The following is a 13,585-nucleotide window of genomic DNA, read 5'->3' as shown; positions in this document are numbered from 1 at the left end:
GCTCAGAAGGGACTTTCCCCGACGAATCCTTCTGACCAGGTGAGGAGTAATCGTAGCCCCAGCTACGCTCCTTATATTTTGAGGTTATCATTGTGAAAACCGGATTGCAAACAACACTACTCAACCTTAAAGCTTTCTTTTCTTTTCGACCGGGTCTAAGTCATTTTGGGCCACAAAAAAGGCCGCTGAAAATTTTCAGCAGCCTTGATAGATTAGCCATCACAGCGATTTTACTCGCCGACTAATTTTCGTTAAATTTATCGCGCATTTTGTTAAATAAGTTTCCTTTTCCAGTCCCCGAGACCGTCTCACCACTGGCCTTGGCAAAGTCCCGCAGTGCATCTCGCTGACCCTTGTTCAGGTTCTTAGGGGTTACGACTTTCACAGTGACGTGTTCGTCACCGTTACCGTTACCACGTAGGCGTGGTGCCCCCTTACCCTTCAAACGGAAAGTAGTCCCGCCTTGTGTACCAGCAGGAACCTTCAACTTAACATCTCCATGCACGGTTTTGACCGTGACTTCATCCCCCATTGTAGCTTGAACAAAGGAAATGTCTTGATTAAAGTAGATTTCTGTACCATCACGACGGAAGTCCTTGCTAGGTTCAACTTGGAAAATAATGAACAGGTCACCGTAGCCACCACCATTTTGGCCGGCTTCACCCTGACCCTGTAACCGCATTTGTTGACCATCATCCACACCAGCTGGAATGGAAACCTCAACTTCATGCCGTTCTTCCTCGTGACCAGAACCGCCACAGGTTGGGCACTTTTCCTTGATCTCTTTACCAGTTCCGTGACATACGGGACATGGCTGTTGGCTACGCATCCGACCGAGGGGAGTATTCGTCTCAGTTGTCACGAACCCAGAACCACCACATTGGTGACAGGTAACTGGTGAAGTACCTGGTTTAGCACCATTCCCACCACAAGTATGGCATTGTGATTCACGCGTGTATTTGATCTTGGTTTTCTTACCAAAAATGGCCTCTTCAAACTTCAAATCCATCTGGTACTGAAGGTCCCGACCAGGACGTGGTGCGTTGGGATTCCGTTGGCCACCGCCACCACCAAAGAATGAATTGAAGATGTCGTCGAAGCCCCCGCCGCCACCAAAACCGCCAAAGCCGCCTTGTTGACCACCGCTGAAGCCACCGAAACCTTGGGAGCCATCGGCTGAACCGTACTGATCATAATTGGCCCGCTTCTGTTCATCCCCCAGAACGTCATACGCATCCTGAACGGCTTTAAATTTATCCGCCGCATCCGGTGCCTTATTCAAATCTGGATGATACTTCTTTGATAATTTTCGATAGGCCTTCTTAATTTCATCCTGGCTGGCATCCTTTGCGACACCTAATACGCCATATAAGTCCGTTTCCGCCATCTTTTTCCTCCCAATTCTTACCGATATTTTTCGCTACTTGTAAGAATAGCATACTCGAAACAAAAAGCCAAAGCCCCACGGACTCTGACTTTTTGCTTACCACTTGCTACCGTGAGCTAGAAATTACTTCTTATCGTCGTCGTTAACTTCGTGGAAGTCACCGTCAACGGTATCGCCGTCCTTGCCAGCATCCTTGGCATCAGCACCTTTATCAGCACCGTCACCCTTACCGGCGGCTTGCTGTGCTTCTTGTGCTTGTTGGTATAACTTTACGGATAAGTCTTGGATAATCTTGTTCAAATCATCCTTCTTGGACTTCATGTCGTCAAGGTCGTTCGCTTCTTGGGCCTTCTTGAGGGCGTCACGAGCATCTTCAGCCTTCTTGATTTCGTCGTCAGAAACCTTACCCTTAACATCCTTCAAGGTCTTGTCAGTCTGGAATAAGAGTTGGTCGACTTCGTTCTTGGTGTCGACTTCTTCCTTACGCTTCTTGTCGGCTGCTTCGTTTTCCTTGGCTTCGTTCATCATCTTTTCAACTTCTTCGTCGGACAGACCGTCGGAGCTCTTGATGGTGATCTTTTGTTCCTTGTTTGTTCCCATATCCTTAGCAGACACGTTAACAATACCGTTCTTATCGATATCAAACGTTACTTGAATTTGAGGAACCCCACGAGGTGCTGCTGGAATGTCAGCCAATTGGAAGTTACCCAGAGTCTTGTTGTCAGCAGCCATTGGCCGTTCACCTTGTAAGACGTGGATATCAACGGCTGGTTGGTTGTCAGCAGCGGTTGAGAAGACTTGGGACTTGCTGGTAGGAATCGTCGTGTTCCGGTCGATCAACTTGGTGAAGACCCCACCCATCGTTTCGATACCTAAGGACAGTGGCGTAACGTCCAACAAAACAACATCCTTTACATCACCGGTGATGACCCCACCTTGAACGGCGGCACCTAAAGCAACGGCTTCATCAGGGTTGATGGAGTGGTTGGATTCCTTACCCGTCCACTTCTCAACGGCTTCTTGAACGGCTGGAATCCGAGTGGACCCACCGTTTAAGATAACAACGTCAACATCGCTGGCCTTCAAGTCAGCATCCTTCAAGGCGTTTTCAACTGGAATCCGGGTCTTTTCAACCAGATCAGCAGTCAATTCGTTGAACTTAGCACGACTTAAGCTCTTTTCCAAATGCAGTGGGCCATTATCCCCAGCAGAGATAAATGGCAAGCTGATGGAAGCCTCAGTTACACCAGAGAGGTCCTTTTTAGCCTTTTCAGCAGCATCCTTCAAACGTTGAACGGCCATCTTGTCCTTAGACAAGTCCACACCGTTTTCCTGCTTGAAACCATCAATCAACCAATCCATAATCTTTTGGTCAAAGTCATCCCCACCTAAATGGGTATCACCGTTGGTAGACAGAACATCAAAGACACCATCACCTAAGTCCAGGATGGAAACATCAAAGGTCCCACCACCAAGGTCGTAAACCATGACTTTTTCATCTTTGTCTTGCTTGTCCAAACCATAGGCCAAAGCAGCAGCTGTTGGTTCGTTGATGATCCGTTCAACGTTCAAGCCAGCAATTTTACCGGCATCCTTCGTAGCTTGCCGTTGTGCATCGTTGAAGTAAGCTGGGACCGTGATAACAGCCTTGTCGACTGTATCACCAATGTAGTCTTCAGCAAAAGACTTCAGGTGTTGTAAGATCATTGCAGAAACTTGTTCTGGCGTGTAATCCTTGCCATCAATCGTTTCTTTGAAACCTGATTCACCCATGTGACTCTTGATAGATGAAATCGTGTTTGGATTGGTGATTGCTTGCCGCTTGGCAACTTCACCAACTTGTGTTTCGCCGTCTTTAAAAGCAACGACAGATGGCGTCGTCCGGGCGCCTTCTTTGTTCGCAATAATCTTTGGGGTGCTACCTTCAAGAACGGCAACGGCTGAGTTAGTCGTCCCTAAGTCAATCCCGATAATCTTGTTACTTGCCATCAAAAATTCCCTCTTTTTATAGTTTTTTTATTTGTTTAATTATTGTGCAACAACGACCATTGCTGGCCGAAGTACACGGTCCTTCAAGAGATAACCCTTTTGGAGCACCTTGACTACCGTCTCTGCATCCTGTCCTGCCTCAGTAGGAACGGATTGCACGGCCTGATGACGCGTTGGGTCAAACTTTTGGCCCATTGCTTCAATCTCCGTGACGTTGTTACGCTTCAAGGCGTCTTCCAAATGATCATAGGTCATTTGGACACCCTTCTTAAGCTGAGCACCCGTATCATCGGTTGCTTCAACTGCGAGGGCCCGCTCCAGGTTATCGATCACGGGGAGCACGTCCTTTGCAAGTTGTTGGCCATCATACTTGATGAGCGTCGCCTGTTCCTTTTGGAACCGCGTCTGCATATTTTGAACCTCAGCTTCGGCCCGCAGGTACTTGTCCTCAAAGTCACTGGCTTTTTTTTCTAAGTCAATCACTTCTTGCGACTTGGGCGCCGCTTGGGCTTTCCCTGGCGCATCCTTGCCTTGCTCAGTCTTGCCTGGATCTTGCTTGGTTGTGGCGGCCTTTGCCGCAGTTTCATCATCAGTGGATGGTTGTTGCTTGTCAGCCACGATAAAAAACCTCCCTTTCTTTACTCGTCGTAAAACCGATAATAATCTAAAAGTTTTTTCGCGAGCTCTTCACGAAACGCACCGACAATTCCCAACATCCGCGAGTACGGCATGCGGGTCGGCCCGAGAATAGCAATCATGCCCTTCCCGTGCTGATCAACGTCATAGGTTGCGGTGATCAGGCTGTAATTACGTAACGCATCGTTGGTCATCTCATTACCGATCTGGACGGAAATGTTATCACGTGGTTGTCCTAAGACATTGGCAATATCATCACTCTGATCGATCAATGAGTACAGTGACTTCAGTGAATCGACGTCACTATCCTGTGAAAAATTCAACAGGTTAAGTCGGCCGCCGACGTAGAAGCGCTCCTGAGCTGCTCGAGTCAGCACATCGCCAAAGATATCCAAAAATCCGGTAGGGCTTTGAAGATAATTGCCGATCTGCACGGGGATGTCGAGTTGCAGTTTCTTGATGACTTCCGGTAGGGTCAACCCAACCAGTTGGTCATTAATCAGCCGCACGACGGCCTCTAACTGCTCACCCTTAACGTCCTCACTGACATCAAACGTCTGGTTTTCCACATCGCCACCGTCGGTCACCAGAATCGCCATGACCTGACGCCGACCTAACGGCACCAACCGAAACCCGCTTAACCGGGCATCCTTCAATTCTGGCTTCAACGTAAACGCCGTATACGACGTCAGATTGGACAGAATCGTGGCGGACTGTGAAATGATCTCGTCGATCTTGTGGAAATCCCCACCAAGTGAGGATTGAATCACGTCCATATCGTTTGGTTGTAGTGGATCTGGCTTGACCAGATGATCAACATAGTATCGATAGCCTTCCACCGAAGGAATGCGTCCAGACGAGGAGTGGGTCTTCTTAATCAATCCCTGTTCCTCTAACGCGGCCATCTCGTTACGAATTGTCGCTGAGCTTACGTGGATGGGTAACTGCTTGGCTAATGCCTTTGACCCCACCGGTACCCCGGTGTTTGTAAAGTCGCGGACAACGGCTCGCAGAATCATCATTTGTCTTTCTGAAAGCATCACAATCACCCCTTTTTTAGCACTCAAGCTACACAAGTGCTAAGACACATATATAATGTATCAAAACCCGGTTTTGAAGTCAAGAAATCCGGCAGAATTTTTAGCAAACTCTGCTGTCAAGTGCTAATTTTTTGAATTTTCCGCTGAATTCGTCCTAATCGGCGGTAAATGTCTCATATTTTCTGACAAATACTATCACCACTGATCGACCCCCACTTGTACCTAACCTTCAGTCCGTATTCTGATTGGTTAACTAAAAAGGAAGAGCGTCAATTACCGTTTGTCGCCCGTTTGCCTATAAATGTTTGAAAAACAAAAAAGGATTTGAGACTTTTGTCCCAAACCCTTCTTCATGCAACCAGTTCGTCCTTGCGCTACCATTTTTAGACAGCTAGTTTCGAACACCACCTAGTCTCAATTTAAATGGTAAGGCGAAAACTACTTAGTCAGCGGCTACTTGCTTAAAGTAGTCTCTGGTCGCCATTTCATCTTGCTTGAGCTGAGCCACCAGTGCGTCAGCACCGGCAAACTTGACTTCACCTCGCAGTCGGTGATGCCACTCAACCTCGACCGGTTCACCATACAGGTTGCCCTGGAAGTCAAGCAGATTCATTTCGACGGTAATCGGCCGATCGTCACCAAAGGTCACGTTGCGACCAACAGAGACCATTCCGGGATACCAGATTGCCCCCACTTTTAACCGGGCTGTGTAGATGCCAATTCCTGGAAGCCATTCGTCTTCCGGTGACAGCACATTGGCCGTTGGGAACCCTATTGTCCGGCCCCGAGCCTCACCGTGAACGACCAAGCCAGTCGAACGGTACGTGTACCCCAATAACTGATTGGCCAAGTCCACGTCGCCCGCCTTCAAAGCCTGTCGAATGCGGGTAGAACTAATCTTTTCCTGATTCTTGGACTCTTCGGCAACAGTAATCACGTCAAACCGGCCCCGGGCGTACCCAGCAAGCTTATCCATGGTCGCCACATCCCTTTTACCGTAGGTATGGTCAAACCCCGCCACAGCGGCTACCGTGTGAAACTTCACGAGGTAGTTGTCGACAAATTCTTGGGGAGTCTGCGCAGAGAATTCCCCAGTGTAGTTAACCAAGAAGACCCGGTCTACGCCTAACCGATCCAGCTTTCGTAGCTTACGCTCAGTCGTACTCAAATACTTCCGATCATCCGCTTCCAGGGGCCGATAAACCAACGCCGGATGGTGATCATAGGTCAGAACGGCGAGCTTAACGTTCCGGTGCTGTGCCTCTGCCTTCGCTCGGTTGATGACCGCTTGATGCCCCCGATGGACCCCGTCAAAGAATCCCATGGCCAGAACCACTGGATCATTCGGAATCTGCCGTTCATCTAACGGATGGTGGATGTTAATAACTTCCATTTTACAATTCCTCTTCTCAAAGCTTAATTCACTGCAAACATTTTAAGCGGTTTATATTGTCTTTTTTCATCGGACCACTGGTAGAGACACTTGGTCTGTCCCTGATAGCTCAGTGCAATCGTTGGTGCCGAGCTGGACACTTCATGGGCGCTCAAAAAAACACCGTTCTTCACCAGTCCCCATAAATGGTCGTTTAAGGCTACATGCGGGAAGTCTTGGAGTGCATAGTCAATTGGTCGTAAAACGTCGTCTAAGCGTTCCTCAGCCACAGCTGAAGCCACTTCATCCAAGCTGACCGCTTGGTCGAGCGTAAAGCCGCCACTTTTTAGCCGGGTTAAGTCCGACATAACAGCTGGTACCCCCAGCGCCCGCCCTAAGTCAACGGCAAGCGTTCGGATGTAAGTCCCCTTCGAACAGCCAATTTCAAACTTGATTGTTTGGGTACCGGCCGTTTCATCAAAGGTACCAGCATTAGTCAACGTAAAGTGATCAACCGTAATGGTCCGCGTTGGCCGTTCCACGGTTTCACCAGCCCGCGCGTATTCATACAACTTGCGCCCATTCACCTTCACAGCAGAAAACATGGGCGGGGTTTGCTGAATTGTCCCGGTCAAAGTCGCTGCGGCCGCTTTAAGATTTGCTAATGAAAATGGCTCAGTCAGCTGCTGTCGGCTGATTTCTTCGCCATCTAAGTCTTCCGTTGTGGTCGCAAAACCAAGCGTTACACTTCCTCGGTAAACTTTGCCGGAAGCCATTAGGTAGGGCACCACTTTCGTAGCTGATCCAATACAGATGGGTAAAACCCCATCGACACCCGGATCCAGGGTACCACTGTGCCCCACTTTTTTCGTGTGTAAGATGCGCCGTAACTTTGCTACGCAGTCAAAACTGGTCAGACCGCGTTCTTTATAAAGGGGAATGATGCCGTCCATTGAGACTCCTCCAATTTTTTGATTGTGGTTAAGTGTGATGCACTTTCCAATCCAGGGGCGACAGGTAAAAACCCACCGCCCACCAGATCGATGCTAAATGTCAGTTCTATTAGCCTATCACTCTTTGTGAAAATAGGCCAGACTCACGTCGTCGGCGAGCGGTTCTGACCGCCGCTCTGAGCAACTAAAGATTGAAAGTTTTTAATCCCGCTAGTCTCATCATAACAACGTTTAAATTAGTCACCCTCGCAGCTCACACAGTACTTTGAGACCAACTACCGCAAAACCACCATACTTCTAACGTCTTCAACCATGCTCACGTTAAACCACAATTAGAGCCGGAGTACGGGCAATTTACATTAAACGATCTTTCAGCCTTTAGCAGAGCAACCAAAAAGGCGTCGATCCGCTGAGATCAACGCCTTTCGTGGTGAAACTACACCGTTTAATCCTTGTGGTGAAGTTCGCTTAACAGTTCATCGATATGACTACCGTAACGAACGGACGAATCTTGTTCGAAATTCAGTTCAGGCGTCTTGTAGATGCTTAAACGGGACCCTAGTTCTGAACGGATCAAGCCAGTGGCCTTGTTCAAACCCTGCTGCGTTTTTTCTGCAGATGAAGCCTTGTCAGACAAAATACTGTAGTAAATCGTTGCCTGTTGCAAGTCACCAGTGACTTCCACGCCGGTAACGGTGACACCCTCGACCCGAGGATCGCGAACACGTTTTAGTAAAATATCCGTAACTTCCCGTTGGATTTCTTGTTCCAACCGGCCAACTCGATATTGTGCCATTTACGTTTGCCTCCGATTTTTATTTAACGGGAACTTCCTTCATCACATAGGCTTCGATAACGTCGTCTACCTTGATGTCGTTGTAGTTCTCGATAGTTAAACCTAATTCATAACCCATCTTAACTTGCTTGACGTCATCCTTGAAGCGCTTCAAGCTACCAAGCTTACCTTCGTAGATAACCACGCCGTCCCGAATTAAACGAACGTCAGCGTCAGCAGTCACGTAACCTTCAGTAACCATCCCACCGACGATGGTACCGACCTTAGAAGCGTGGAAAATGTTCTTAACTTCAATTTGGCCAGTAACTTCTTCTTCGTAAGTAGGTTCCAGCATCCCCTTCATCGCCGTTTCGATTTCATCGATGGCGTTGTAGATGACGTTGTGCAAACGAATGTCGACCTTGTCACTGTCGGCTTGGGCACGTGCCTGTGGTGTTGGACGAACGTTGAATCCAATGATGATGGCGTCAGATGCTTCAGCCAATGTGACATCACTTTCATTGATGGCCCCAACGGCAGAGTGAATAATGTTGACCCGCACGCCAGAAACGTCGATCTTCTTCAAACTACCAGCTAAAGCTTCAACAGAACCTTGAACGTCAGCCTTGATGATGACGTCAACTTCCTTCATTTCGCCTTCTTTAAGGGAATCAAAGAGGTTGTCCAAGGTCACGTGGTTCGTATTACCCCGTTCCTTGACTAAGGCTTCCTTAGCCCGTTCTTCACCAGCGGCCCGGGCCGTCTTTTCATCGTCAAAGACCACAAAGCGGTCCCCGGCTTCTGGTACATCGTTCAAACCAGTGATTTCCACTGGCGTCGATGGACCGGCATCCTTGATCCGCCGACCACGTTCGTTGGCCATTGTCCGGACTCGCCCGAAGGTGTTCCCAACCACAATTGGATCCCCAACGTGTAAGGTCCCTTGTTGAACCAGCAACGTGGCAACGGAACCTTGACCTTGGTCCAACCGGGCTTCGATGACGTTCCCAGCACCATTTTGTTCTGGGTTAGCCTTCAATTCAAGCACTTCGGATTGTAGCAAGATCATGTCGAGCAGCTCATCAATGTTCTTCCCAAACTTCGCTGAGATTTCAACGAAGATGGTGTCACCACCCCAGTCTTCTGGAATCAATTCGTATTCCGTTAACTGTTCCATGACGTGGTTCGGGTTAGCACCCGGCTTATCAATCTTGTTGACCGCCACGATGATTGGGGTTCCAGCGGCCTTCGCATGGTGAATGGCTTCGATGGTTTGTGGCATCACACCATCATCAGCGGCAACCACCAGCACAGTAATGTCGGTAATTTCGGCACCACGCGCCCGCATTTCAGTAAAGGCAGCATGTCCTGGGGTATCCAAGAACGTGATCAGCTTGTCGTTGTAGTGGACTTGGTAGGCACCAATGGCCTGCGTGATCCCACCAGCTTCGCCTTCAGTGATGTGAGAATGACGTAAGTGGTCCAACAGCGTCGTCTTACCATGGTCAACGTGACCCATGATCGTGACAACTGGTGCCCGTGATTCTAAGTGGTCAGTGTTAGCCATTTCAGCGTCAAAGGCCTTATCAATATCAGAAACATCGACTTGAACTTTTTCTTCAGCCTTGATGCCATAGTCGTCAGCCAAAATTTCAATCGTATCCTTATCCAGGGATTGGTTTTGGTTGACCATCACACCTAACATAAAGAGTTTCTTCACGATTTCAGCTGAAGAACGGTGCAAGATCTTGGCCAAATCTTGGGCGTTCATACCATCAGTATAGAGTAAGGTTTCTGGCAAGGCCTTGTTCTTACGTTCTGGCGCGCCCTTGTGTTGGTTCGTGTCTTTGATCCGTTGATTCTTCTTGTAACGGTTATTATTATTGTTATTACGGCGACGGTTACGGTTGTTCCGGTTATTCCGGCCCCCGCGACTGTTGGTACTATTGTTGCTGCTCCGCCGGCCATTGCTATTATTTGTATTATTATTCAAACTTCCACCAAATCTGCCGGTGCCGGAATTATGTTGTTCAGTATGATTACTCCCGGCCTGGCCATTATTTTTATTATTGTTACGATTATTTTGGTTCCCAGTTCCCTGACTTTGGCTCCGGTTCCCAGTACTGTGGTTCTGCTGGTTACCATTACCTCTGTTTTGGCTCTGGTTCCCATTGGTGTGGCTATTCTGCCGATTAGTTGACGCCTGTGACCCACGATTATTCTGGTGTGTCGTAGCGTTACCCTTCGTGTGACCACCCTGGTTTGTGGGGCGCGCTGCCTCAGTCTTAACCGGTTGCTTAGCCTGTGGCTTCGCCGCTGGTTTGGACCCTGCAGCCTTAGTTTGAAAGGCTGACCGCAGTTGACGTTCCTCGTTATCGCCGAGCGTTGACATGTGGTTTTTCACCGGAAAGCCCTTTTCTTCGGCTTTCGCAATGATCTGTTTACTGGAGACGTTAATTTCTTTTGCGAGTTCATAGATTCGCTTTTTCCCCATATCTTCACACTCCTTAATTTTCGGCCGATCACGGGAACGTCAGGTGGCTACTGAAGTAGTTGTTGCATTTTCCGGACGAATCCCGGATCGGTGATTGCTATGACCGTGCGCGCGGACCCAATGGCCGTGCTCAACTGGTCTTTGGTAAATGATTCATTCAACGGGACGTTGTAGCTCGTTGTCTTGTCACGAAATTGCTTCTGACTGCTCTTACCAGTATCACTAGCCAGTAAAACCAACTTGGCAGAAGAATCCCGCACAGCGGCTAAAACGAAGGATTCGCCGGTAACCAGTTTACCTGCTCGCCGGACCAATCCTAGTAATTGTAAAGCTTGCTCGGCATTAGTCATTGTTAAATAATTCCCGCCGTGCTTGCTGATGATCAACGTAGGCGATTAAATCGTCGTAAAACTGATCATCGATCTTAACACCAAAGGTATGGTCGAAAGTCCGTTCCTTTTTGGCCCGTTTGGCAATGTCTACATCCAAAGAGATGTAGGCACCACGACCGGATTGCTTCCCAGTAGGATCAACACTAACTTCTTGATCCTGATTGCGAACGACCCGGACCAATTGCTTCTTTGGTGCCATTTCCCCGGTCACAATGTCCTTGCGCATGGGGATCTTCCGTTGTTTCATGGGTCTTAACCCTCCTTCAGATGTAAACTATTCTGCAGACTGATCATCAACAGTGGCGTCGCTAGTTGGCTCTGCCGCTGCTGACGCCTCAGCTTCAGCTGGTGTAACGTCGTCAGCCGTGGCTTCGCTAGGCGTTACGTCATCAGGCGTTGCGCTTGCCTCTTCGCCAGCATCTTCCGTGGTAGCGTCATCAGTAGTTGCCTGATCAGCTTCCATTATAGCAGATGCTTCTGATTCTGATTTAATATCAATCTTATATCCAGTCAACTTAGCGGCTAAACGAGCATTTTGTCCCCGCTTACCGATAGCTAAGGATAATTGATAGTCCGGTACGACGACTTCACAAGCTCGTTCGTTGTTGGGGTCAAAAATGACATCTAAAACTTCGGCAGGGTTTAACGCGTTAGCAATAAACTTTGCTTCATCATCCGTCCACTCTACGATATCCATGTTTTCGCCACCAAGTTCGTTAACGATGGTTTGGACCCGTTGCCCACGAGGACCAACACTGGTTCCCACGGGGTCAATATCCGGGTTGTTCGAACGAACAGCTACCTTGGCCCGGTCACCGGCTTCACGCGCAATGGCCATGATTTCAACCGTCCCGTCGTAAATTTCAGGAACTTCTTGTTCAAACAAACGCTTTAACAAGTCAGCGTGAGTCCGACTAACGAAAACTTGAGGCCCTTTGGTAGCGTTTTCGACCCGCGTCACGTAGACCTTGATTCGATCATGGATCCGGTACGTTTCGTTCGGCATTTGATCCTGACGACCCATCACGGCTTCAACCTTACCCAAGCTCACGTAAACGAACCGGGAATCTTGGCGTTCAACTTCACCAGTTACGATTTCATTTTCGTATTGGCTGTATTGATCGTAAATGATTGTCCGTTCTGCTTCACGAACCCGTTGCAAGATAACTTGCTTAGCAGTCTGGGCAGCAATCCGACCAAAGTTCTTAGGCGTAACTTCAAATTTAATGTCATCACCTAATTCGTAACCCTTGTTGATGGTCAGTGCTTCATCTAAGCCCACTTCCAGCCGAGAGTCGTAGACCTGATCAACAACTTTTTTAACGGCGAAGACGTGGATATCACCTTTACGCGGGTCAAAATTGACTTCAACGTTTTGGGCTTGATCATAGTTCCGCTTGTATGCAGAAACTAAAGCGGCTTCCAGAGCGTCAATAACGATCTGCTTATCGATACCCTTTTCCGTTTCTAGGACGTCTAACGCCCCCAATAATTCTTTACTCATGTTTTGCTTCGCTCCTTATTCGTTAGAACTTGATGGCTAAACGGGCCTGGGCAATATTATCTCGAGGGATCGTCAGGGTTTTGATGTGGCCCTTCAGATTAACCTTAAGATCCATGCTCTCATCCGTCAACGTCATCAGTGTTCCTTCATAGACCTTGCTCTGCCCAATCTTTTGGTAGAGGGAGACGTGAATGTAATCACCCACGGCCTTGTCAAAGTCTTCCGGTTTCTTCAGTGGTCGTTCGGCACCTGGTGAGGATACCTCCAGGAAGTAGGCCTGAGGAATTGGATCTGGATCAAGGCTGTCCATTTTTTCGGACACCTCGTCGCTGACCATTGCACATTCCTCGATGTTGATACCACCGGGCTTATCAATGTAGAGCCGCAGGTACCAACTCTTACCTTCCTTAACAAATTCAACGTCAACTAGCTCAAACTGATGCTGCGCCACGATTGGCTGGGCTAAGGCCGTCACGGTCTCGACGACAGTACTCAAAGAATTCCGCCTCCTACATTTTTCCATTAAAAAGAGTGAGCATTGACTGCTCACTCATTTAAAAACGAGTTTAACTACAAACACAACTTTACTACAGTTTCCCCGTGATTGCAACTGTTCCACCACTTACGCCTCGCAAGTGAGCAGGAGCAAAACGAAGCCGACAATTGTAATAAATTCAAATACCAAGAAATTCAGTCGCGTCGAATTCATTGCCTTCAAACTAAACGTCTTGATGAGGGTCAGGATGAACGCCACCACGAAGTAGGCAATCACCATGGCTAAAAAGGTCGCTTCACCAACGTTGGCCAAGAGGCCGAACAAAATGTAACCTAAACCAATCAAACAATAACCTGCCAGAAAAATCCACCCATCTGGTAATCTTACGAAATGTCGTAGCATGGTGAACACCCGCTTTCGTTAGAGTTTATTAATGGTCTTTTCATTCCTCACTCATAGTATATCACGAATTGCCAGTTTTGTAAGCGTTTGCAATGCGATTTTATCATGGTTTGTTTAATTAGATTCAAACCGCTTACGACCGCCT

General features: G+C 48.3%; 13 protein-coding genes. All 13 read right to left on the bottom strand.

The window, feature by feature from the left end:
- Positions 1 to 241: 241 nt before the first annotated feature.
- Complete coding sequence (dnaJ, locus tag AB3Y94_RS01845; protein WP_367294875.1) at positions 242 to 1,387, bottom strand: molecular chaperone DnaJ; 1,146 nt, start codon at positions 1,385 to 1,387, stop codon at positions 242 to 244.
- Between the two features lie 123 nt (positions 1,388 to 1,510).
- Positions 1,511 to 3,376: a molecular chaperone DnaK gene (dnaK, locus tag AB3Y94_RS01840; protein ID WP_367294874.1), complete on the bottom strand. Its 1,866-nt coding sequence runs from the start codon at positions 3,374 to 3,376 to the stop codon at positions 1,511 to 1,513.
- Positions 3,377 to 3,415: 39 nt separating this feature from the next.
- A complete protein-coding gene (grpE, locus tag AB3Y94_RS01835; protein ID WP_367294873.1) occupies positions 3,416 to 3,994 on the bottom strand; it encodes a nucleotide exchange factor GrpE in 579 nt (192 codons plus the stop codon).
- 20 nt (positions 3,995 to 4,014) lie between these two features.
- Complete coding sequence (gene hrcA, locus AB3Y94_RS01830) at positions 4,015 to 5,052, bottom strand: heat-inducible transcriptional repressor HrcA (RefSeq protein ID WP_367294872.1); 1,038 nt, start codon at positions 5,050 to 5,052, stop codon at positions 4,015 to 4,017.
- A gap of 442 nt (positions 5,053 to 5,494) precedes the next feature.
- The gene (gene ribF, locus AB3Y94_RS01825; protein WP_367294871.1) at positions 5,495 to 6,445 is read right to left on the bottom strand and encodes a riboflavin biosynthesis protein RibF; all 951 of its coding nucleotides are present in this window, start codon (positions 6,443 to 6,445) and stop codon (positions 5,495 to 5,497) included.
- Positions 6,446 to 6,468: 23 nt separating this feature from the next.
- The gene (gene truB, locus AB3Y94_RS01820; protein WP_367294870.1) at positions 6,469 to 7,377 is read right to left on the bottom strand and encodes a tRNA pseudouridine(55) synthase TruB; all 909 of its coding nucleotides are present in this window, start codon (positions 7,375 to 7,377) and stop codon (positions 6,469 to 6,471) included.
- A gap of 445 nt (positions 7,378 to 7,822) precedes the next feature.
- Positions 7,823 to 8,173, bottom strand: a complete 351-nt coding sequence (gene rbfA, locus AB3Y94_RS01815; RefSeq protein WP_125681111.1) for a 30S ribosome-binding factor RbfA — start codon at positions 8,171 to 8,173, stop codon at positions 7,823 to 7,825.
- A gap of 19 nt (positions 8,174 to 8,192) precedes the next feature.
- Complete coding sequence (infB, locus tag AB3Y94_RS01810; protein WP_367294869.1) at positions 8,193 to 10,646, bottom strand: translation initiation factor IF-2; 2,454 nt, start codon at positions 10,644 to 10,646, stop codon at positions 8,193 to 8,195.
- Between the two features lie 47 nt (positions 10,647 to 10,693).
- Positions 10,694 to 10,996, bottom strand: a complete 303-nt coding sequence (locus AB3Y94_RS01805) for a ribosomal L7Ae/L30e/S12e/Gadd45 family protein (protein ID WP_125681107.1) — start codon at positions 10,994 to 10,996, stop codon at positions 10,694 to 10,696.
- Positions 10,989 to 11,285, bottom strand: a complete 297-nt coding sequence (locus AB3Y94_RS01800; RefSeq protein ID WP_125681105.1) for an RNase P modulator RnpM — start codon at positions 11,283 to 11,285, stop codon at positions 10,989 to 10,991. The genes AB3Y94_RS01805 and AB3Y94_RS01800 overlap by 8 nt, the downstream gene beginning before the upstream one ends.
- Before the next feature lie 27 nt (positions 11,286 to 11,312).
- Positions 11,313 to 12,542, bottom strand: a complete 1,230-nt coding sequence (gene nusA, locus AB3Y94_RS01795; protein WP_367294868.1) for a transcription termination factor NusA — start codon at positions 12,540 to 12,542, stop codon at positions 11,313 to 11,315.
- 22 nt (positions 12,543 to 12,564) lie between these two features.
- A complete protein-coding gene (gene rimP / locus AB3Y94_RS01790; protein WP_367294867.1) occupies positions 12,565 to 13,038 on the bottom strand; it encodes a ribosome maturation factor RimP in 474 nt (157 codons plus the stop codon).
- Between the two features lie 126 nt (positions 13,039 to 13,164).
- A complete protein-coding gene (locus AB3Y94_RS01785; protein ID WP_125681099.1) occupies positions 13,165 to 13,440 on the bottom strand; it encodes a hypothetical protein in 276 nt (91 codons plus the stop codon).
- Positions 13,441 to 13,585: the final 145 nt, after the last annotated feature.

Source organism: Levilactobacillus yonginensis (genome assembly GCF_964065165.1).
Lineage (GTDB): Bacteria > Bacillota > Bacilli > Lactobacillales > Lactobacillaceae > Levilactobacillus > Levilactobacillus yonginensis_A.
The sequence above is the reverse complement of the archived record's forward strand: the minus strand, read 5'-3'. Positions and strand labels throughout refer to the sequence as shown.